The following is a 20,835-nucleotide window of genomic DNA, read 5'->3' on the forward strand; positions in this document are numbered from 1 at the left end:
AAAGAGGAAGTAAAAGTGTATTTATTAACGGCACAGCTAATTACCCAGAGCTTTATTCAATTTGATTTTGAACTATTGAATGATGAAGAACAGCCTGTTCTACAAAAATTCATGGCACAAAATAATATGGATACAAATGATCAAGATCTATGGGAAGCATTGAAGTGAGAAATTCTTTACTCTCTAAAAAGTTAAAACGTACAGAAACACGCTTATTAATTATTGATGATAACCAACTCCGTTATAATCAAGTCTTAGAAATATTTGCCTCACAAGATCATCAGGTGAAAGCAACCCTACTAGATGACTTTAAAGCTTTTGAAAAACAACTCAACTTACCTTGGGACATTGTCATTTTTGGGCGTGCCTACGATTTAAAAATTGAACAAACACTGTCTTTAATTCAAGCATCAGCTCAGCCAAGCTTGCCCATTTTATTACTAGAGCCAGAAAATTACAGTGCTGATCAATATCAAAGCTACATTCATAAAGGCATTTATGATGTCTTAAATCTAAAAGCACCAGAAGCGTTCTATATCAGTATTGTTCGTGCCCTCTCATACAGTCGTTTAGTTCAAGCTGAACATCGTTTATTGAATGAATTAGAGGCCGCACAAACTCAAGCACAATCCTTAGCTGCTGAGAGTCACAAAGCCGTTGCACTTTTGCAAGAAGGTATTCACATGAGTGCCAATGCAGAATATGCAAATTTATTTGGCTTCAACAGCGAAGATGATCTGATTGGTTTACCAATTCTTGACGTTTTACAACCAGAAGATTTAGCTCAATTTAAACTCCGCTTTAAAAAGATTTCACAAGGTCAATTTGAGCATGGGCGTTTTGAACTTCATACTCAAAATCCAACCGTCAAGAATAATCCTTTGCAAGTCGAGTTTATTCCTTCTGGCGATGAAGATGAAATTCAACTCAATATCGAATGTGGTTCATCAATTAGTATCTCAACACCTACTAGTTTAGTTGCACCAGCCGTAGCAGAGAAAGTTTCAAGTCTAAATACTGCCTTACAACAGATTAATCGCCATTTAACCAACCACCCCGCGAATGTAAATGCTTTAGTTTTATTTAGTTTAAATCACTGCCCAAATGAGGTTTTCCAAAATGACTGGCGTGGAACTAAAGCGTATTTTTCAAACATTCAAAACTTCATTAAAGAGCAAGTAAATATTCCAATCTATCAGATTGAAAAATCACTTCATGCAGGTTTACTACAAGCCGAATCAAAAGAAGTTTTAAATTCACTATTGATTGGTTTAAACAACCTACAAAAGCCGCAGTTGCTAGCGACTGAACAATACACCTTCCCTTTACAGTTAAAACTGGGATATAGCGAACTTCCCAAGCAAATAAATGATGAAACTGCATTCGAGCAAATTTTGACGAAAGCATTCTCATCACAATTGCCAACATTGAATACACCAAAAATTGATGCTGACATTGGTCTCACTACAGAACATATTCCAAAGGCTGTTCAATTAACATTATTACAAGAGTTAAAACAAAAACTTGATGCTGGCGATATTCATCTGAAATATCAGCAGCTCTATGACAAACAAGATCAATATACGCATACCTATGAAGTCACTGGTGGGTTTATTCATAACAATCAGTGGCAAGATTTAAATGATCTTGGTGATTTAAAAGATGATCCTGAGTTATCTGTACAATTAGATCGCTGGATCTTGGTTGAGGCATGTAAGCAATTACACAACTTCATTACCCAATATCCGAAAGCCAAGCTCGTTGTTAACCTCAATCATCATATTTTGTTGAATGATAAGAAACTACCTGAATTAATTGCAAAATTACTCACCATTATTGGAAGTAAACAAGCACATCCATTAATTCTTCAGTTTTCAGAATTGGCTTTACAACAGAATTTATCTCAAGCACAACCTCAAATCGCTTTACTTCGTCAACACGGTGCTGAAATTTCTATCCGTAACTTTGGTAATTCACTGTATAGCGAATCCATCCTCAATCAGATTGATACACAATATTTGAGCTTCGATAATAAGCTAACCAAGCAATTGGCTTCAGATAAAGATATGGCTACGCTGCAAGAAAAAATTCTACATTTCATAGGAATAAAATCTGTAGAAATTCTCTTAATTGATCTGAATGATATGAATCTTTTTGCGAATGCATGGAATGTTGAAGCGCGTTTCTTACAAGGTAATTATTTCCAGAAGAAACTTGACCGCTTAACTGATGTACAAGACCAATAGTCCACGTTGAGGAGTTTGATGACTCCTCACCTTTTATTAAGGTAAAGCGTAAAATTAAGGGCACAAAAAAAACGGGCAAATTGCCCGTTTTTTCTTTCTTGGTATTAACGTTTGATAGAACGTGACATACCAGAGAAACGTTGTTTGAACTTGTCGATACGACCGCCAGTGTCCACATTCTTTTGTTTACCAGTGTAGAATGGGTGGCAAGCTGAACATACGTCTAGGTAAATAGTTTCTTTACCAAGCGCAGATTTAGTTTCGATTACGTTACCACATGAACAAGTAGCAACTAATTTTTCGTATTTTGGGTGAATATCGGCGCGCATGGTCGATGCTCCTAATTAACAAGAAAGGCTTAAGCTGTTATCGCAATTGATCACTCTCATAATGAGGAAAGCAAAGTTATTCAACTTGCAGATCAACACCATAACAGACCATTTCTTTTGACCCACCGAGACCTTTAAGATCAGAGCAAAGCCAACAAGTGGCGAGCATTATACGCCAACAAATCAAATTATGCGAACTATTCTTGCTTCGATTTTGCCCAATGATTCGCAATCACACCACACACCATTAACTGGATTTGGTGGAAAATCATGATAGGTAAAACAATCATACCTAATGGTTGGCCAATAAATAAAATTTGCGCCATGGGTACACCACTCGCTAAAGTTTTTTTAGAACTACAAAAGAAAATCGTCACTTGATCAGCACGATTAAAGCCCAGCCATTTCGGTAGATATAACGCAAGCAACATCACAATCGTTAAAAGAACTGAACAAGCAAGTACCAGATAAAGCAAAGTGATCCCATTCACCTGATGCCATAGACCAGCTACAACAGCGCTGCTAAATGCACCGTATACCACCATCAGAATCGAGCCTTGATCAAAAGCTTTCACTAAGCTTGGCACTTTCACCATCAACGGGAAAATATAAGGCCTTAATAATTGTCCCAAAATGAAAGGAACTAACAGCAATAAAGTAATTTGAATAATAGATTTTGTTGGATCAAAACCATGTTGGCTCTGACCTAAAATGAAATAGCTCACTAAAATCGGTGTAATGAACATACCGATGATATTAGAGAAAGAAGCACTACACACCGCTCCAGCGACATTACCTTTTGCAATCGAAGTAAAGGCAATTGAAGACTGCACTGTTGATGGCAAAAAGCACATAAACAAGAAGCCCCAATAAAGCTGCTGGCCTAAAAGTGGCTCTAAAATCGGTTTAGCAACTAATCCGATCACTGGAAAAATAAGAAAGGTAAAAGCAAAAACTAAAGCATGCATTTTCCAATGTAACATGCCTTCCACAACCGCTTCCCGAGAAAGCTTCGCACCGTGTAAGAAGAAAAGTATTGCGATTGCAGCGGTCGTTAAAATATTGAAATAGGATGCTAGTTGGCCTGAAACAGGCAGAAATGTTGCGAGTAACACCATCGCAACCAAGAATATTGTAAAGCGATCCAATGCCAAAAGTTTCAACATAACTTTTTCCTATTCACCCACTAATTATGATAAAGCCCAATATAATATTGTTGACCATTTGATCAACACATCATACTGGGCTATATAAATAATGCTAGCGCTTTTAAATGAGAATTCTTCAGCTTAAGATGAATTCAAATTAGTTATTACGTGCATTTTTATCCTGTTGAATTAATTCAACCTTGTAACCGTCAGGATCTTCAACGAATGCTATTACCGTTACGCCACCTTTCATTGGTCCAGCTTCACGCACAACTTTACCACCACGCGCCTTGATCTCTTCACATGCTTTATAGGCATCATCAACACCAATCGCGATATGTCCGTATGCATTACCTAATTCATAACTAGATGTATCCCAGTTATGGGTGAGTTCAAGCACCGTATTGTTTTCTTCGTCGCCATAACCAACGAAAGCCAAAGTAAAACGCCCTTCTTCATAATCACGTTTGCGTAGCAATTTCATACCAAGCACTTCAGTATAGAACTTTAAAGATTGCTCTAAATTGCCTACTCGTAGCATCGTATGTAACATGCGCATATTTATTCACCTGCCTGTTGTGTTGTTTGGTTCTCATGGTCACGTAAAAGTTTTGCAACCCAAACCACAAGAATTAAAATAGGTATACCAATTAAAGTTGTCATCAAAAAGAAATTCGGATAACCGATATTGCTGACAATTGTGCCCGAATAACCGCCTAACAGTTTTGGTGTTAAGGTCATTAATGAGCTGAAAATGGCATACTGAACCGCTGTAAATGAAACACTGGTTAAACTCGATAAGAATGCAATAAATGCTGCACCAGCCAAACCAGAAGCTAAATTATCCATAATGATGGCCATGTAAAGCCATAAGGAACTATAGGTTTTGATGACTTTACCTGAAAGCTCGACTGAACCTTGCTGATCAGGACTTACGACCGCAACAGGTTGAATGTCAATATCCAAAGCAGAGTTCGCTGGAGCCGTTGTATTGATTTGATATTGTCGCGTAGCCAATAACTGATTGCCGTTATTATTTGTCAAATTCGCTGAAGCTGTAATTGTTCTAGTTGATGATGCTTGTAAAGCCTTACCATCAATTACACCATTAAATAAGCCACTCTGATCAACTTTTGCAACAAACTCTTGTCCATCTAACTTTAAGACAACAGGTCTATCAGCATCTAAATCTGTTATGGATACATTAGCCAATTGCCCTTTGACAACCAAACTTTGCTTCAATTCATTTGCAGTTAGCTGATCATCACTGCTAATCGGCAACAATTGAATTTGAGGCTGCGTTGTTTCAATTAAATATGGAACTTCCAGTTTGATTTTTGAGTCAGCCTGATTTTGATACTGAGTGCTTACTTGTACCGAGTGAGCATTTAACAATTCTTGATTCGGTACTTGTAATTTCCAATATCCGACTTCATCAGTTTTTACTTGATAATGCTTATCCCCGATTTGCAATTCAACTTGATCAAGCGGCTTACCAGACTTTACTAGACCAATAAAAATCAAATTGGTCGAACTCGCTAAAACAGCACCAACAAACATGAGCTTCATAATATTCATGCGTTGTGCTAATAAGCCACCTAAGAAACCACCAACCAAACTGAATAAAACACCATAAATTTTAACCGCTTCAGCAATCTGCTCTTTACTGAAATTTAAATCTTGATAGAACACATTCGAGATTACACCCGCAATAATGTCTGAAATACGGAAGAAACCGATCAGCAATAAAAGTACAAGTGCAAGCTTAACACCGTAACGTTTAAAGAAATCTAAAATCGGTGCAACCCAAGTTTCCTTTGCCATTTGCTGATTTACAACACCTGCTTTTACCAACCCAAAACCGATCAATAAAGCCGTTGCTGTTGCAGTTAAAAATCTTAATGCCTCTAAACCAAATAAGGCTGCTGTATCTTTGATAGCAGCAACCTTTGAAATTGCTTCAGTTACATTACCCGAATAAATATAACTCACCACGAATGTTGCAACAGCAATAAAGAAAACAAAAACCAAGCGGTAATAATCTGTGGTTTTATAATGCTTATAAACGCGATTAACCTGAGGTTCACGGATACTGAGTGTTGTGATGATACCGATTGCCATCACGGCTGCCATCGCTAAGTAAGTATATTTCCAAGCCTCGTAAATATAATTACCTTTTGCTGTACCTAAATAGGCTGCTAAGAATAATGCGCCAGCACCAGCAACAATCATCCCGATTCGATAGCCTGCATTGTATGTTGAAGCTAAAACCGTCTGCATTTCTGTTTCAGCAAGCTCAATACGATAGGCATCAATCACAATGTCTTGGGTAGCAGCAGAGAAACCAAGTAAAACTGCACCAGCCGCCATTTGAATTAAATAGCTTTGCCCAAGCGCTGGATCAGAAAAGGCCATAACACAAATGGCACAGATAATTAAACACTGTGCAATTAACAACCAAGCACGTCGACGACCTAAAGACTTCGTCAAAAATGGTACAGGCAACTCATCAATCAATGGTGCCCAAACAAATTTAAATGAATACCCTAATGCAGCCCAACTAAAAAAAGTCACTGCACTTTTATCAATACCAGCCTCACCTAGCCACAATGATAAGCTAGAAAAAATCAATAGAATTGGTATCCCCGCTGAGAAACCAAGAAATAACATAATCAGAGCACGGCGATCTAAAAAAGCTTTAAATGCAGCTGCCCAACCAGAGGCTTGAGTCGTCATTGCTTATTATTTTCCATGAATATGCGTGAATGTGCTTATTCAATCGTTTCTTGTGATTGCTTGCAAGTTGCTTTATGCAACTATTGTTTTGTTTTGTCGATAAAAAACACAAGTTCGCTTGATCTTTAGACCTAAAACTGTATACCTTTAAGAGAGTCGATTGATACTTCAAATATGCTTGCAACCTAGTTCAAAAATAAAGCAAGTTTTTGTCAGTCATATAAGCATATCTGGAATATCAAATGACCAAACCCTCAACTAACGTTTATTTGTTGGATAGCAATGACCCAAAAACTCGATCAAATGACTGCAACAGCTTTATCATCAACACCAACAAACACGATTACAGCAACACTTAATTCATTCCCAAGCGCTTTTGAACAGACGGAAATCAAACCAACACTAATTAAAACAGCTTTAAAAGCAGAACAACTGACACATATTCCAGATTTATTAGAAATTCCAAGCTCGACTCGACGTATCAAACCGCTCAATAATTTTCTTGGGCAAGATCGTGCACGCGCGTCTGTTGAGGCTGGAATTTCTTTACCTTATTCTGGCTACAACATATTTGCAGTAGGTACAGCGGGGCTAGGCAAACGCACAATGATTAAACGTTTGTTACAGCAACATGCCAAGACCATGCAAACCCCAGATGATTGGGTGTATGTCAACAACTTCAAAAACCCAAGACAACCGATTGCTCTACGCTTCCCTGCTGGACAAGGGACAAAATTTCAAAATGCTTTACAACAAGCATGGCAGGTTATTTTAAAACAGCTCGAACGTCGCTTTAGCGCTGAAAGTTATCACAATCGTATCGAACGTATTCGCCAAGCGACAGGTGAAGTTCAACAACAAGCATTAGTTGAACTGACTAAAGAAGGAGAAGACCTAGACCTTAAGCTTATTTCCCGTAATGACAAACATGTCTTCATTCCAATGCAGCTTCGAGATGATGAATATCATGAGTTGACGCAAGAAGATATTGATACGCTTAGCAATAAAGAACGCGCTGAGATCACCTCCAATATTCGCTATATGGAAAAAAAATTAGACCGACTTGGTCTACATCTTGGTGATTTGGAAGATGATGCGCGAGATCAAGTGTCTATCCTTAATCGAGAAATTGCGACACAAGTGGTTATGCCGCGTGTTGACCTGATTCTAAACAAAAACAAAGAAGTTAAAGGTTTAGAGCAATTTCTTAAACAATATGCAGATGACATTATCGATAATGTTGAACTGATTTTAGAACAGGAAGAGGATGACTTTACGCCAGCTTTATTTAATCGGGTCCCTTCTCGTTATCAAGCCAATGTCATCGTATCGAATAAACCAAATAGTGGTGCGCCTGTTATTTTTGAGGATTTCCCAACACACTATAACTTACTTGGGCATGTTGAACAGCTTACTCATAATGGTACGATCACGACAGACTTTACCTTAATCCGTCCAGGTTCATTACATCAAGCGAATGGTGGCTTCCTCATGCTTGAAGCTGAGCATTTACTTGAGCAACCTTATGCTTGGCAAGGTTTAAAACGTGCACTTAAATCAGGGCAACTTAAGCTTTCTTCGCTTGAACATATGCTGACATTAACTGGCAGTATTTCAATTGAACCTGCTTCTGTACCTTTGGATCTCAAAGTTGTACTTCTTGCTGAACCTGAAATCTATTATGAAATTTTAGAAGTTGAGCCTGAACTCGGTAGCGTTTTCAAAATTCGTGCTGATTTCACTGATACATTACAACGTAATGACAGCAATGAACAAGCATATATGCAGTTGATTGCAGACTACGTACAAGCAGACAAATTGCTTCCATTTGATCGTTCAGCTTTAGCAGCTTTGCTTACCGATTCAAGTCGTCAAGCCGAAGATCAAAGTTCACTTTCATTACATGCTTCTACGCTGGGTGATTTAATCCGTGAAGCACATCATCATGCTTTCAAAAGTAACGATAAAATCGTAACGGATCAGCATGTGAATCAAGCTCTCCATCATCGTCAATATCGCTTAGGGTATTTACGTGAGCTTTACTGGCAAGATTTATCTCGCGGTACTCAACTGATAGAAACCTCAGGTCATCGTCTAGGTCAAATTAATGCTCTATCTGTAATTCACTATGCTGATGTCGAATTTGGCTTACCTTCTCGCCTCACTGCCTCAGTTTATCAAGGTGGTGGTGATATCTTAGATATCGAACGTAGTGTTGAGCTAGGTGGTTCATTACATGCTAAAGGGGTATTGCTCATGTCGAGCTTCCTCAAAGCTCACTTTGGTCGTGAACAAATTCTGCACTTCTCAGCAGCATTAGCTTTTGAGCAAAGTTATGGACAAGTGGATGGTGATAGTGCAACTGTAGCTGAACTTTCTGCACTCATTTCTGCGATTTGTCAGATTCCAATTGATCAATCTTGGGCAATTACTGGATCAATGAACCAATTAGGACAAGTTCAGCCAATTGGCGGCGTAAATGCCAAAATTGAAGGCTTTTACGATGCTTGTAAGCTGCAAGGACTCACAGGTAAACAAGGTGTCATCATTCCTCGTCAAAACATGCAACACCTCATGTTACGTCAAGATGTTATTGATGCCGTTGAAAGTGGGCAATTCCACGTACATGCGATTGACACCATTGATCAAGCTTTAGAAATTTTAATGGCTCGTCCAGTAGGAACACTTGATAAAAAGGGTCGTTACAGCAAAAACTCAATCTATGCTGCTGTGATGGAACAACTTGAGTACTGGCAAGCGATAGAGGATGGTGAAGCTGTAGAAGAGGATGAACCAAAGAAAAAGAAAAAACGTAAGAAGTCTAAAAAAGATGAAACCGATGCAAAAGCTTCTGAGGAAGCTCTCGCTGAAGCTAAAACGCTAAAACCTCTCAGTAAAAAGAAACATCGTTAAAAGAAAAAGCCATGTTCCTCGGAACATGGCTTTTTTGTTAGGCTACCCCTTGCAAGGAACGGCCTCCAGGGAGTTGTGCAAAATATTGCTTTAATGCATCAATACAACGATGCACTTTCATTGGATATTGTTCACGTTTAGACGTTAAAGCATGCAAGGTATAAGATGGCATGTGCCAGTCAGGCAAGACCTCGACCAATGAACCATTGATTAGCTCTTTTTGGATATCCATATAAAGAATACGTGCAATACCATGTCCTTGTTGGCAGAGTGACTTTGCGACAAAAACGTTATTTGTACCCAAACGTGTTTTCATATCTACATTCACCACTTCACCACTCAACCCATGACGAAATGCAAAATGTTGATAATTTTGCATTAACGTTACAGGAAGCAACTCATGATGACGTAAGTCTTCAGGTCTTGTAATTGGCAAAGATTGATTGAGATAGCTAGGCGAAGCAACCAATACTTGATCGACACGAGCCAGTGGGACTGCTGTTAGATTATGATCATCCATTTTTAGACTCATTCTGACAGCGATATCAATACGCTCTTCAATTAAGTCGATATAACGATGATCTGCTTCAAAATGAATTGCCAAGCCCTTATGCGCTGACATCCAATGAGAAAGTGCTGGGATAACATGTAATGCACCTAACTCAGGTGTAGTCGAGATTCGTAAATCACCCACCAGATCATCACGTAACTCATTAATACGAATTTTACCTCGTTCAGCCGCTGCGAGCATTTCTTGACAACTTAAAAAGAATGCTTGCCCTGCTTCAGTAAGACTAAGCTTACGCGTTGAACGATGTAATAAAGTGACATCCATTTCTTGTTCTAAAGAACGGATTTGTTGACTGACTGCACTTGTTGTAATTCCTAATTCTCTCGCTGCACCACTGAAAGAACTTTTCTCTACAACACACGCAAAGACCCCCATTGCACGCAATTGATCTAACATAGACTTCCCTCTATTTATTTATATGCTTATTGTTCTAATTAAAGCAATCTATAAGAGTATACAGAGAAGTCTAGTCTTAGACCAGTGATTATTAACAATTTGTTGAAAGTTTGTTTTGCCAAAAAGAAAATTAATTTGGTAAAACTGTAGTTGGATTGACTGGTTTACCATCTATACGAACTTGGAATTCCAGCATCACGCGTGTTGCACCTGAAGAACCCATTTCAGCGATTTTCTGACCAGCAGTGACATTATCGCCACTCTTCACGAGCATTTTGCTGTTATGTGCATACGCTGTGATATAGCCATCAATATGCTTAACCAACACTAAGTTCCCATATTCTTTTAAACCGTCGGCAGCATAAACAACCTGACCATTGGCGGCAGCAAATACTGGATCACCTTCATTTCCACCGTAACGTGTTCCTTTGACATTACTCGCCAAATTAAATGTCTGAATCACAGGACCATTTGATGGTTTAACCCAACGTAGGTTTGAAGCTAGATTCGATGAAGTTGGATTCACAGGAACGACTGGAACAACAGGTTTCGGTGCTACAGGCTGTTGCGTAGGCAACTGAATGCTCTGACGTTGAATAGGTGCAGTTTGTGTGATTGTCTGCGTTGATGTTGTACGTTTAGATGCTGAGCCTTTGAGACGTAGAGATTGATTCACATAAATTCGATAAGGCGGTGCAATATCATTGAGAGCTGCAATATCGAGATAATTCATTCCATAACGATTTGCAATGCCACTTAAGGTATCACCTGATTTTACAGTGTAATAATTTGGAGCTTGAGCAAAACGCGTTCCGCCGTGAATTTGCGGTTTAGATGCACAACCAGTCACAATAGCCGCCGTTGTTGCTACCGCCATAGACAATACGATTGTTTTAATCATCTTCTGTGATAGAAAAATCGAGACCTGGTTTAAGTGCATCTTCACCCCCATCTTAAAAAAGCTTAATTTATTTCGGCCCTAGAGTACCAAAATAGTGAAAAAAAACGAGTTTTCACATTCTATATTCACAAAGTTATAACAGAGCCACCGCTAACCATTTACAAGAGCATGTAAATCGTCAAGCACAGCATAATTTGTTGCATCCATCTGAATCGGCGTAATACTGACATATCCATTCGATACCGCAAAGAAATCAGATTGAATATGACTCGAAGCGGGTTGAGGTTCTGTTACAGCTTCACCTGCGAGTCCAATCCAATAAACTTGTCGACCACGCGGGTCTACATGGCTAGTGATCGGTTTTGACTGTGCTCTACGCCCTTGATAAGTAATTTGAGCACCTTTGATTTCTTCAACATCAGGAATATTAATATTGAAAATATGACGCGGAGGTAAAATAGGTAGACCTTTAGCAATAAAATCATGAACCCATTTTGCTGCTTGTGCATATGCTTGAGGGTGTTCATAAGAACGCACATTTGAACCAGATAAAGAAACTGCAATTGCTGGATGTTTCATTAAACGACCTTCAAATGCAGCGCCCACTGTACCTGAATATAAAACGTCATCGCCTAAGTTAGCACCGCTATTTATACCACTCACGACTAGGTCAAATTCAAAATCAAACAGACCATTCATAGATAAATAAACACAGTCTGCTGGTGTACCATTTACCGCCCAGACATCTTCCGAAATTTGCACTGGACGTAAAGGACGATCAAGCGTTAAAGCACTTGAAAAGCCACTGCGCTCACTTTCTGGAGCAACCACAACGACTCGGCCTAAAGGTTTCAAAGCATGAGCCAATGCTTGAATACCAGGAGCGAAAACACCATCATCATTTGCAATTAAAATATTCACTAAAATCCTATCTCTTCAAATATTACTACTGAGTTTTTTCAATTGAATTATTCATTGAATTATATATATTTATTACTTCTTAGTATTAGAAATTTAAGTAACTATGAGACATTTATCTAATTTTATTCGAGTTTTTGGGGTGAGTTTCGCACTTCTTACTGCACCAACGGTTTTTGCTGACGAGGCAGTTTCAGCAGCTGAAGCGGATGCATTGATTAAAGATGATATCGCGAATGCACAAGTACTGATCGAAATGTGTCCAAGCATTATTGGTAAAAATGCAAAGTTTGATCAAAATATTAAGAAAATTGTTAATTCTTATTTAAGTAACTACTCAAATAAGTCCACGACTTTAGACAGCTTGCAAAAAGATAGCGAGTTCCAAAATCTACTGACAGATGCGCGTCAAGCAGCAAAAGAAGTCAGCCAAGCTGAGCAAAAATCAGTTTGTGAAGATGTATTAAATTACGAAGAGTAATCCTCTAAAAGCATCAATGTGGTTTTAAAATATGGCACTTTAAAACCACATCATCCCTAATCTACTCACAAAATGAGTGAAGCCCGTCTTAAACAATCACTACCAAGCATCAGGTTCACGGACCATGTGAACAATATTGGCGGGGCTAATAATCCAACCTCCTCGAAAACCTTCAGCTAAAGGTTCAATCGCATCACAACGCACTACCCCAGCGTCTCTCAAATATTTAGCAGCTTCAGAAAAATTATCAGTAAATAGTTCAAGCCAAAGCTCAGCTTGACTTATTCCAGATGCAACATCAATCCATAAATTGACAGGGCCAAATTCAAAACCTATTGCTGTGCCTTTTTCTGTAATTTGTTTAAGGCCAATCACATCGCGATAAAATATGACCGTTTCTTCAAATTGATGTGGTGGAAGTTTAAGGGCGATATCAATACCACCTGCGAATTTTGTCTTCATTTTATTACTCCTGTTCGATACAGATTTGTTATTTTCACTCGTCTTTTTATCTAACTTATTCATTTAAAATACAGTTCTATCGACCATATTCATTCTTATAATAATACGAAAAGTAAATTCATCTATATTAAACATATAAGGAGAAATAAAGCTGTTAAACCTCAGTACAATTTCATCTCAGCATCGTTGCAATGTCTGAGATTATGAAAATTTAAAACCACATTTTCTCCATGGTTCCTACAGCAAAGATACAATTTTTAATTTACTTTATGCTATAAGTTATTCAAATTCTTTAAGTCTTGTTTTGAGTTTGGTTTCTTATGAAGAAAAATGTTTTTAAAACACTAGGTTTATCATTTCTCATCGCGTCTAGCACTTTATCTCCTACAGTTTTTGCAGCTGACAAAAAAGTCTGAGACTGAGAAAATTGAAGTTACTCCAACAACTGACAGCGTCACGCCTCAAGAGCTTGCTGCGATCTATGTTATTTCTGAGACTTGCCCTAAATTAATCGGAAAAGATCTCAAGTTTAATAAAGCTTATGAAAACTTAGTTAAAGCTTATTTAAACAATGATCCAAATGCCGTTGAAGTCCTCAATAAACGCGCAAAAAGCAAAGATTTCCAAGCTGCTTTAAAAGAAGCACGTGCAGATGCAAAGGCAGCTTCTGAAGAAGATAATCGCCAAATCTGCGATGATGTTCGGAATTATTATTCTAAGTAACCGATTCGTTACAATACTGTATGAAAAAGCCGACTTCGCCCATAGAAGTCGGCTTTGCTTTATCCTAAAATGCTAGGCTCTACTGCTTCACACAAGATATTGGAACCACTTAGAATGACTCAAAAAAGCGCTCTTGCTGCATTACTACTTTTGCCAAGCTTTTCTTATGCAGCAACTGTCCTATCTGCTCCACCAGAATTAAATAATAAATCCTATGTACTCATGGACTATGAGACTGGACAGATTCTCGCTGCAAAAAACGAAAATGAAAAACTTGCGCCTGCCTCAATGACTAAAATGATGACAAGCTACATCATTGAGCAGAAACTTTTGAAGGGTGAATTAACTGAAGACGAAAAAGTACGTATGAATGAATCTGCGTGGTGTCGTGGTAGCAGTTCTGAATCATGTATGTATGTTCCATTAAATGGCACTGCAACAGTTCTAGAAATGTTACGCGGTATCATTATTCAGTCAGGTAACGATGCGTCTAAAGCAATGGCTGAACACATTGCAGGGAATGAAGGTACTTTTGCTTACATGATGAACCAAGAAGCAAAACGTGTTGGCATGGTGAATACAAACTTCATCAACTCGACAGGTATGCCTGCTGATGGTCATTATTCTACTGCGAAAGATATGGCTGTTCTTGCTCAGCACATTATCAAAGACAGTTCTAAATATTACCCAATCTATTCAGAAAAAGAATTTACCTTTAATGGTATCAAGCAAGGCAACCGTAATGCCCTACTTTACACTGACCCAAGTGTTGATGGCTTAAAAACAGGTCATACAAATGAAGCTGGTTATTGCTTAACGACTTCAAGTAAACGTGGGCCAATGCGTTTGATCTCTGTCATCTTCGGCACACCAAGCATGAATGAGCGTGCAAGCCAAACACGTACTTTACTTGCTTGGGGTTTTGCAAACTTTGAAACTGTTAATGTTCAACCTGCAAACCAAGTACTTGCTAAAGCCAAAGTTTGGTTCGGTAAAGAAGATGAGGTTCAAATTGGCTTAGCTGAGAACTTCAGCGTAACGATGCCTAAAGGTCGAGCGGATAACATTAAAACTCAACTTGTAGTTCAACCTAAATTGAACGCGCCTTTAGCGAAAGGTCAAGTTGTAGGTAAATTAGTTGCAAGTCTTGATGGTAAAGTGATTGCTGAGAAGCCACTTGTCGCTTTAAAACCTGTCGAGGAAGCGGGTTTCTTTGCGCGTATGATTGATCACATCAAAATGTTCTTCAGTAACTTATTCTAATTTTAGAATAGTGAAATCAAGCACTCATGCTATTTAGCTTGAGTGCTTTTTTATTTTATAATTCTTTTAAATCTTCAATTGAATACTGCTATGTCAAACAACATTCGCCATTATCTAGACCAAAAACCTGATATAGATTCAAGTTGTTACATTGATGATATGTCAGTGGTAATTGGTGATGTAAAACTTGCTGAGAATGTTTCTGTCTGGCCTTTTGCCGTGATTCGCGGTGATGTCAATTCGATTCAGATTGGTAAAAATAGTAATGTACAAGATCATTGTATGTTGCATGTCAGCCATAAAAATCAATCTAAACCAAATGGTTCACCTTTAGTAATTGGTGAGGATGTGACCGTTGGACATCATGTAACCTTACATGGTTGTACGATTGGTAATCGCGTCTTGATCGGCATTAATACTGTGATTTTAGATGATGTGATCATTGAAGATGATGTAATGATTGGTGCTGGTAGTCTTGTGCCACCACGTAAAGTTTTAAAAAGTGGTTATCTCTATGTGGGTAGTCCAGTACAACAAGTTCGTGCACTGACTGAAAAAGAAATGGCATTCCTTGCTTATTCGGCGCAGAACTATGTGAAAGTGAAGGATAATTATCAAAAAAATTTCAATCTTTAAGCTTTAAAGAGTTTCACAATTCTTGTCAAACTCTTTAAATATTGTAACTCTATTACCAAATTGTGACGCGTTTTTTAGGTGGATACCACATTTGATTCCCCTCTTTAATATCAAATGCTTTAAAAAATCCATCTAAATGTAACAATGGAGCTATTGCTCGAACGTTTCCATTGGAGTGGTAATCTGTATTTACCAAAGTTTTTATTCTTTCAGGGCGTGCTTTGAATGACCATAACTGAGACCACGCAATAAAACAACGCTGTTCTGGAGATAACCCATCTATTTCTTGATAATCTGAGGGATGATTCTTTATATCCTTTTCTAAAGCTGAAAAAGCGATTGCTATCCCACCTACATCAGCCGTATTTTCTGTTACAGTCAATGCACCATTTTGTTTAATATCTGGTAAAACCTCATACTGATTGTATTGCTCAACCAACATATCCGTTTTTTTCTTAAATTCTATAGCTGCTTTATCAGCCCACCAATTATTTAATTTACCATTTTCATCAAAATTACGCCCCATACTATCAAACCCATGAGTTAACTCATGTCCTATTACTGCACCCATAGTACAGTAATTTATCGCCTTATCTGCCGCTGGTTGATAAAATGGTGTTTGCAAGATAGCAGCAGAAATATCCACTGCATTCAATGTTGGCATATAAGCTGCATTTACAGATGTAGGTGTCGTAATATTTGCTACAGCAAACCGCTCATTAATGACAGGCTTTCCTAACTTATTAAACTCACGCATTGTAGAAAATGATCTTATCCTTTGAACATTACCAAGATAGTCATCTGGCTTGATTAAAACACTACTATAATCAATCCAATCTTCGGGATAACCAACTTGAATATCAATCTTATCTATTTTTAGTAAAGCAGCATTACGTGTTTTTTCATCCAACCACTGATTATTGCTAATACGTTGCTTAAATGTATTTTTTATATTTTTTACCATTTCAGTCACATCATTACGAGTAGACTCATTAAAATAGTTTTTTACATAAAGCTTTGATACTGGATGTGCTAATAAACTCGTTGTTTGCTCGATTATTTCTCGTTCATGAGAAACATTTTGCTGAATACCACTTCGTTGACGAGTAAACTCTTGATCTATGCTATGCCAAGGCTCTCCTAAACTACCAATCGATCCAAGATAAATCCGCCAACGTAAAAATTCGGCTAGCTCATCCTTACTCAAATTCTCAATAATTTTTGTAGTTCCAATCAATCCTTTAGGATTACGTACAAGTACGCTCTCAAAAGCACCGACTTCAATATTCACTTTATTTAACATCTGTTTTACATCAATGAAAGGAATTAACTTTTGCACCTCCTCCAATGTCATTTTATGGTAATTTGAAACAGGGTCTCTCAACTGAATTGGTGTTAAAGATATTTCTGCAATCTGTTTTTCAATATTAAAAATTAACTGAGAATTTTTTTTCGCATCCCACTTTTTCTCACCAGAAGCCAATAGAATTTTATTAATATAATCAACATAATCATCCTGAACTTTTTTCTGCTCTGGATTTAAATACTCATCTTGACTTAATGGATTCATTCCGAGCAAGAATTGTAAAATATATCGATCATTTATTTTCTGATCAACATCAGGTATAACATTTAAAATTGGAGAAGCTCCATAACGTAGCATTAAATCCACATTAAATTCTGCTAAGGCTTTTGGAGATCCTACTGCAACATCCGCTTGTTTTAAATCCTTTTGTATAGGTTTTATTCCCAACTTATTAATTCTATCAACATCCATACCTGATTTGTAAAAATCACCAACTTGTTGTGATATTGTAAATGGCTTCAAGTTACTTTGTTTTGATGCACCATGGATTATTTCACTTAACTGTATATCGATATTTTCCTTTAATAATCTAAATGAACCTATATCCTGTTGATCAGAAGGAATTTTAACTTTATCCATCCACACACCTGATGCATATCGTAGAAAATTATTTCTCGGATCTGCGCTGGTGTCCATTTTTTTATTGAAAAACCTAATGGTTGATCTTTATTATATTCTTCTGCATGTACTACCCCTCCTAAAAAAACCTCATTGATTATAATGAATGGAAATAATATTTTTAACTTCATTTCATATACTCTTTATTAAGATAATAATACCCTCTGAAAAACATCAGCTCTTATTCGAGCTTTTATTCGCTTTTCAAGCGATAAAATTTATAAGAGAATTAATCATAAATTAGATTCAAGACTAAAATTCACGATTAGTCCAATATTGATCTACGCCCTTTCCAGCCCGATAGCATTGTCTAGTAGCTTCATAACATGTTACCCCTGAGCTAGGTGAATAATAACCACTATTATGGTTGTTATGGTTGTTATGGTTGTTATGGTTGTTATGGTTGTTATGGTTGTTATGGTTGTTATGGTTGTTATGGTTGTTATGGTTGTTATGGTTGTTATTATCTTGATAACTATTATTAGATTGATGATCTCTACATTCTTGACTGCGTTTATTTTCTATTGAACTCACTTTGCCATTTGAAACAGTCATTTTAATACAATCAGTTTGACTATAATTCCACCACAATGATTGTTTACGATTATTACTATAATTATCACCTTGCAAATGATAATAACGATTATCTCTCAATATTCTCTCAGCACCACTTTCCCGATTACCTACTAAATTTTTAATTTCTCTAGGAGTATCATTATTATGATGTTCATCATCTTTTTTATCATGTTCATGCTTAATTATTGCTGCTGCTGCCCCTAATGCCACTGCAGAACCTATGATTGCTGCAGCTTTCTGACCACCTGTCATAGATGAGCTACTTTGACAATCATTAGGTGACTCTGTTATTGATTCATATCGGCCATCATAAGTAGCTACGGCAATACAAGTATCAGTTGTTGACTTAAGCCAATATGTCCAACTACGGTCATTACTTTTTTGTGTTTTAATATACTTATATCCGCGATCTTTTAGTATAGATTCCCCAGAACTTGCCCTAGCTCCAATCATATCTCTTAATTCAACTGGAGTTGAAGCATAAAGAGTTGTAGAAGATAGCAACCCGACCAATATTATATTCCCCAAAGTAATTCTATTATTCATTATGGCATTCTCATTGTGTATTTTAATCACTTCATAATAATAAAACTTAAAATAAAATCTACATTATAAATCCTAAAATTTGTAACTAAAAAATAGGGGTTTTTAACAAAATACTTGTTTAGTAAAATTAAATAATTTTTAGTGAAACTCATCAAAATATAAAATACAAATGTTAATTACAACCACTTAAATAAAAGACCGAATACTTCAAAAAACACTCCTATTGATAGATAAAGTATTTCAATTATTCAGTTTATGATGTTTTCTAATAAAAACTATATAGACCACACACACCTGTTTTAAGATTTAAGTACAGCCTAGCCATCTTCCCCCAAATTTTGTAGAATACGTTTTTTAAAACCATGGTGCTTTCTATGACCGCTTGGACACCTCATGTCACAGTTGCCACTGTTGTCGAAAAAGACGGACGTTTTCTGTTTGTTGAAGAACACAGCGAGGGTTTTGTGCACACGGTGTTTAACCAACCTGCTGGTCATGTCGAATGTGGTGAGACGATTATTGAAGCAGCGATCCGTGAGACCTTGGAAGAAACTGGTCATCATGTTGAAATAGATCATTTGCTTGGAATCTATACCTATACCCCACCAATGTTCCCAGATCGTACTTATTATCGTTTTTGCTTTTTGGCACATGTCACTTCCGTTGAGGAAAATGCGCAACTGGATACAGGTATTATCGGTGCGGTTTGGATGAATTTGGAAGAATTGCAAGAATCTGCTCGTGCGCGCAGTCCATTAGTTTTAAAAGCTGTTGAAGATGCCCTAGCTGGCAAAAAATATCCATTATCGCTTATTTATGAGCACCCTTTCTCTCCCTCACTCACTTCTCATTTGGATGCTTAATTAGATGCAACAACGTGTCATCGTCGGTATGTCTGGTGGTGTAGATTCTTCTGTTTCTGCAGCGCTATTACTTCAACAAGGATATCAAGTTGAAGGTCTTTTCATGAAAAACTGGGAAGAAGATGATGGAACGGAATATTGCACAGCACTCGAAGATTTAGCGGATGCTCAAGCCGTTGCAGATAAAATCGGCATTAAGTTACATACCGCCAACTTTGCCATGGAATACTGGGATCGTGTCTTTGAACACTTCTTGGCTGAATACGCAGCAGGTCGTACACCAAACCCAGATATTCTCTGTAATAAAGAAATTAAATTCCGTGCGTTCCTCGACCATGCCATGACTTTAGGTGCAGATTTTATTGCAACAGGTCACTATGCACGTCGCGGTGAAAGCACACAAAACTCTCGTGGTGAAACCTACGCACCATTGTTACGTGGTGTGGATAATAATAAAGACCAAACTTATTTCTTACATGCAGTGCATGGTCGTGAAATTAACAAGACCCTATTCCCTGTTGGTGAAATTGAAAAACCAGAAGTTCGCCGCATTGCAGAAGAACTTGATTTAGCTACAGCGAAAAAGAAAGACTCGACTGGAATCTGCTTTATTGGTGAACGTCGCTTTACTGATTTTCTTAAACAATATCTCCCTGCGCAAGCTGGAAAAATTGTTTTAGAGTCAGGTAAAGAAGTTGGTGAACACCATGGCTTAATGTACTATACGCTCGGTCAACGTGGTGGTATTGGTATTGGTGGTATGAAAGGTGTACAAGAAGGTGCATGGTTCGTATTACATAAAGATATTGCAAATAACCGACTGGTGATTGGTCAAGGTCATGAACATCCATTGATGCAAAGTACGCAACTTTGGAGCGAGTCGATTGATTGGGTTGCAGGCGAACAGGATATTCCAAGTACAGGTTTCCGATGTACAGCTAAAACTCGTTATCGTCAGCCTGATCAAGCGTGTACAATTTACCGTGATGAACATAGTGAAACTGGAATTCGCGTGGAATTCGATGAACCACAACGTGCCGTTACTCCTGGGCAAAGTGTGGTGTTTTATTCAGGAGAGGTTTGCTTAGGCGGCGGTGTTATTCACCATACCAATGCACCTCAACCAGATTTTATTTAAGGAAA

18 protein-coding genes and 1 pseudogene are annotated in these 20,835 nt (G+C 37.7%); 9 read left to right on the plus strand and 10 right to left on the minus strand.

All coding sequences use genetic code 11. The features are described from left to right. Both ACT4_RS17580 and ACT4_RS15365 read left to right on the plus strand, forming a co-directional pair. Window positions 1–168 (plus strand): hypothetical protein (locus tag ACT4_RS17580; RefSeq protein ID WP_007483716.1); only part of this gene is annotated, 168 nt, incomplete at its 5' end. Beyond that, the gene (locus tag ACT4_RS15365) at window positions 150–2,246 is read left to right on the plus strand and encodes an EAL domain-containing protein (protein WP_034605357.1); all 2,097 of its coding nucleotides are present in this window, start codon (window positions 150–152) and stop codon (window positions 2,244–2,246) included. The genes ACT4_RS17580 and ACT4_RS15365, both read left to right, overlap by 19 nt. A gap of 104 nt (window positions 2,247–2,350) precedes the next feature. Here ACT4_RS15365 and rpmE read toward each other — a convergent pair whose 3' ends face one another. The 4 genes from rpmE to ACT4_RS15385 all read right to left on the minus strand — a co-directional run bounded on the left by rpmE (window position 2,351) and on the right by ACT4_RS15385 (window position 6,459). Further along, window positions 2,351–2,575 (minus strand): 50S ribosomal protein L31, encoded by a 225-nt coding sequence (gene rpmE, locus ACT4_RS15370; RefSeq protein ID WP_005231378.1) that lies wholly within the window; start codon window positions 2,573–2,575, stop codon window positions 2,351–2,353. A gap of 197 nt (window positions 2,576–2,772) precedes the next feature. Beyond that, window positions 2,773–3,741 carry a bile acid:sodium symporter family protein gene (locus ACT4_RS15375; RefSeq protein ID WP_007483718.1) on the minus strand — a complete coding sequence of 323 codons (969 nt, stop codon included), beginning with the start codon at window positions 3,739–3,741 and terminating at the stop codon, window positions 2,773–2,775. A 139-nt stretch (window positions 3,742–3,880) separates the two neighbouring features. Next, window positions 3,881–4,282, minus strand: a complete 402-nt coding sequence (gene gloA / locus ACT4_RS15380) for a lactoylglutathione lyase (protein WP_007483719.1) — start codon at window positions 4,280–4,282, stop codon at window positions 3,881–3,883. 2 nt (window positions 4,283–4,284) lie between these two features. Then, window positions 4,285–6,459 (minus strand): MFS transporter, encoded by a 2,175-nt coding sequence (locus ACT4_RS15385; protein ID WP_007483720.1) that lies wholly within the window; start codon window positions 6,457–6,459, stop codon window positions 4,285–4,287. A gap of 282 nt (window positions 6,460–6,741) precedes the next feature. Here ACT4_RS15385 and ACT4_RS15390 point away from each other — a divergent pair, with 282 nt between their 5' ends. Then, entirely contained in the window at window positions 6,742–9,372 is a 2,631-nt protein-coding gene (locus ACT4_RS15390; protein WP_007483722.1) for a Lon protease family protein, read from the plus strand. Window positions 9,373–9,409: 37 nt separating this feature from the next. On the opposite strand, the gene ACT4_RS15395 is transcribed toward ACT4_RS15390, so the two are convergent. The 3 genes from ACT4_RS15395 to surE form a co-directional block, all read right to left on the minus strand. Continuing rightward, window positions 9,410–10,339, minus strand: a complete 930-nt coding sequence (locus ACT4_RS15395; RefSeq protein ID WP_004880504.1) for a LysR family transcriptional regulator — start codon at window positions 10,337–10,339, stop codon at window positions 9,410–9,412. A 130-nt stretch (window positions 10,340–10,469) separates the two neighbouring features. Further along, complete coding sequence (locus tag ACT4_RS15400; RefSeq protein ID WP_007483724.1) at window positions 10,470–11,279, minus strand: peptidoglycan DD-metalloendopeptidase family protein; 810 nt, start codon at window positions 11,277–11,279, stop codon at window positions 10,470–10,472. Between the two features lie 111 nt (window positions 11,280–11,390). Continuing rightward, on the minus strand, window positions 11,391–12,161 hold the full coding sequence (gene surE / locus ACT4_RS15405) for a 5'/3'-nucleotidase SurE (protein WP_007483729.1): 771 nt from the start codon (window positions 12,159–12,161) through the stop codon (window positions 11,391–11,393). Window positions 12,162–12,264: 103 nt separating this feature from the next. Here surE and ACT4_RS15410 point away from each other — a divergent pair, with 103 nt between their 5' ends. Then, complete coding sequence (locus ACT4_RS15410; RefSeq protein WP_034605360.1) at window positions 12,265–12,639, plus strand: MCR_0457 family protein; 375 nt, start codon at window positions 12,265–12,267, stop codon at window positions 12,637–12,639. A 99-nt stretch (window positions 12,640–12,738) separates the two neighbouring features. Here the strand turns inward: ACT4_RS15410 and ACT4_RS15415 are convergent, their stop codons facing one another. Then, window positions 12,739–13,101, minus strand: a complete 363-nt coding sequence (locus ACT4_RS15415; protein ID WP_007483731.1) for a glyoxalase/bleomycin resistance/dioxygenase family protein — start codon at window positions 13,099–13,101, stop codon at window positions 12,739–12,741. Window positions 13,102–13,421: 320 nt separating this feature from the next. On the opposite strand from ACT4_RS15415, the pseudogene ACT4_RS15420 reads away from it, so the two are divergent. The 3 genes and pseudogenes from ACT4_RS15420 (at window position 13,422) to ACT4_RS15430 (ending at window position 15,723) form a co-directional block, all read left to right on the plus strand. Next, window positions 13,422–13,824 (plus strand): annotated as a pseudogene (locus ACT4_RS15420) (MCR_0457 family protein). Between the two features lie 114 nt (window positions 13,825–13,938). Continuing rightward, window positions 13,939–15,087 carry a D-alanyl-D-alanine carboxypeptidase PBP5/6 gene (dacC, locus tag ACT4_RS15425; RefSeq protein WP_004880516.1) on the plus strand — a complete coding sequence of 383 codons (1,149 nt, stop codon included), beginning with the start codon at window positions 13,939–13,941 and terminating at the stop codon, window positions 15,085–15,087. A gap of 90 nt (window positions 15,088–15,177) precedes the next feature. Further along, window positions 15,178–15,723: a gamma carbonic anhydrase family protein gene (locus tag ACT4_RS15430; protein ID WP_007483734.1), complete on the plus strand. Its 546-nt coding sequence runs from the start codon at window positions 15,178–15,180 to the stop codon at window positions 15,721–15,723. 52 nt (window positions 15,724–15,775) lie between these two features. On the opposite strand, the gene ACT4_RS15435 is transcribed toward ACT4_RS15430, so the two are convergent. Both ACT4_RS15435 and ACT4_RS17405 read right to left on the minus strand, forming a co-directional pair. Next, a complete protein-coding gene (locus tag ACT4_RS15435) occupies window positions 15,776–17,725 on the minus strand; it encodes a M13 family metallopeptidase (protein WP_081399772.1) in 1,950 nt (649 codons plus the stop codon). A 234-nt stretch (window positions 17,726–17,959) separates the two neighbouring features. Further along, complete coding sequence (locus ACT4_RS17405) at window positions 17,960–18,829, minus strand: hypothetical protein (RefSeq protein WP_007483739.1); 870 nt, start codon at window positions 18,827–18,829, stop codon at window positions 17,960–17,962. A gap of 374 nt (window positions 18,830–19,203) precedes the next feature. Here ACT4_RS17405 and ACT4_RS15450 point away from each other — a divergent pair, with 374 nt between their 5' ends. Together ACT4_RS15450 and mnmA are read left to right on the plus strand one after the other, a co-directional pair. Beyond that, window positions 19,204–19,692 (plus strand): NUDIX hydrolase, encoded by a 489-nt coding sequence (locus tag ACT4_RS15450; RefSeq protein WP_007483741.1) that lies wholly within the window; start codon window positions 19,204–19,206, stop codon window positions 19,690–19,692. A gap of 4 nt (window positions 19,693–19,696) precedes the next feature. Next, on the plus strand, window positions 19,697–20,830 hold the full coding sequence (gene mnmA / locus ACT4_RS15455) for a tRNA 2-thiouridine(34) synthase MnmA (RefSeq protein ID WP_004880521.1): 1,134 nt from the start codon (window positions 19,697–19,699) through the stop codon (window positions 20,828–20,830). The last annotated feature ends 5 nt before the right edge of the window (window positions 20,831–20,835 follow it).

Source organism: Acinetobacter sp. NBRC 100985 (assembly GCF_000241225.1).
GTDB classification, from domain to species: domain Bacteria; phylum Pseudomonadota; class Gammaproteobacteria; order Pseudomonadales; family Moraxellaceae; genus Acinetobacter; species Acinetobacter venetianus.

Bases quoted from the DNA above. Each gene is read 5' to 3' on its own strand.
- ACT4_RS15435 (WP_081399772.1), bottom strand. From the start codon at position 17,725: ATGGACACCAGCGCAGATCCGAGAAATAATTTTCTACGATATGCATCA.
- gloA (WP_007483719.1), bottom strand. From the start codon at position 4,282: ATGCGCATGTTACATACGATGCTACGAGTAGGCAATTTAGAGCAATCT.
- ACT4_RS17405 (WP_007483739.1), bottom strand. From the start codon at position 18,829: ATGAATAATAGAATTACTTTGGGGAATATAATATTGGTCGGGTTGCTA.
- ACT4_RS15390 (WP_007483722.1), top strand. From the start codon at position 6,742: ATGACCCAAAAACTCGATCAAATGACTGCAACAGCTTTATCATCAACA.
- ACT4_RS15395 (WP_004880504.1), bottom strand. From the start codon at position 10,339: ATGTTAGATCAATTGCGTGCAATGGGGGTCTTTGCGTGTGTTGTAGAG.
- ACT4_RS15400 (WP_007483724.1), bottom strand. From the start codon at position 11,279: ATGCACTTAAACCAGGTCTCGATTTTTCTATCACAGAAGATGATTAAA.
- ACT4_RS15365 (WP_034605357.1), top strand. From the start codon at position 150: ATGGGAAGCATTGAAGTGAGAAATTCTTTACTCTCTAAAAAGTTAAAA.
- ACT4_RS15375 (WP_007483718.1), bottom strand. From the start codon at position 3,741: ATGTTGAAACTTTTGGCATTGGATCGCTTTACAATATTCTTGGTTGCG.
- mnmA (WP_004880521.1), top strand. From the start codon at position 19,697: ATGCAACAACGTGTCATCGTCGGTATGTCTGGTGGTGTAGATTCTTCT.
- ACT4_RS15410 (WP_034605360.1), top strand. From the start codon at position 12,265: ATGAGACATTTATCTAATTTTATTCGAGTTTTTGGGGTGAGTTTCGCA.
- ACT4_RS15430 (WP_007483734.1), top strand. From the start codon at position 15,178: ATGTCAAACAACATTCGCCATTATCTAGACCAAAAACCTGATATAGAT.
- ACT4_RS15450 (WP_007483741.1), top strand. From the start codon at position 19,204: ATGACCGCTTGGACACCTCATGTCACAGTTGCCACTGTTGTCGAAAAA.
- ACT4_RS15415 (WP_007483731.1), bottom strand. From the start codon at position 13,101: ATGAAGACAAAATTCGCAGGTGGTATTGATATCGCCCTTAAACTTCCA.
- ACT4_RS15385 (WP_007483720.1), bottom strand. From the start codon at position 6,459: ATGACGACTCAAGCCTCTGGTTGGGCAGCTGCATTTAAAGCTTTTTTA.
- rpmE (WP_005231378.1), bottom strand. From the start codon at position 2,575: ATGCGCGCCGATATTCACCCAAAATACGAAAAATTAGTTGCTACTTGT.
- dacC (WP_004880516.1), top strand. From the start codon at position 13,939: ATGACTCAAAAAAGCGCTCTTGCTGCATTACTACTTTTGCCAAGCTTT.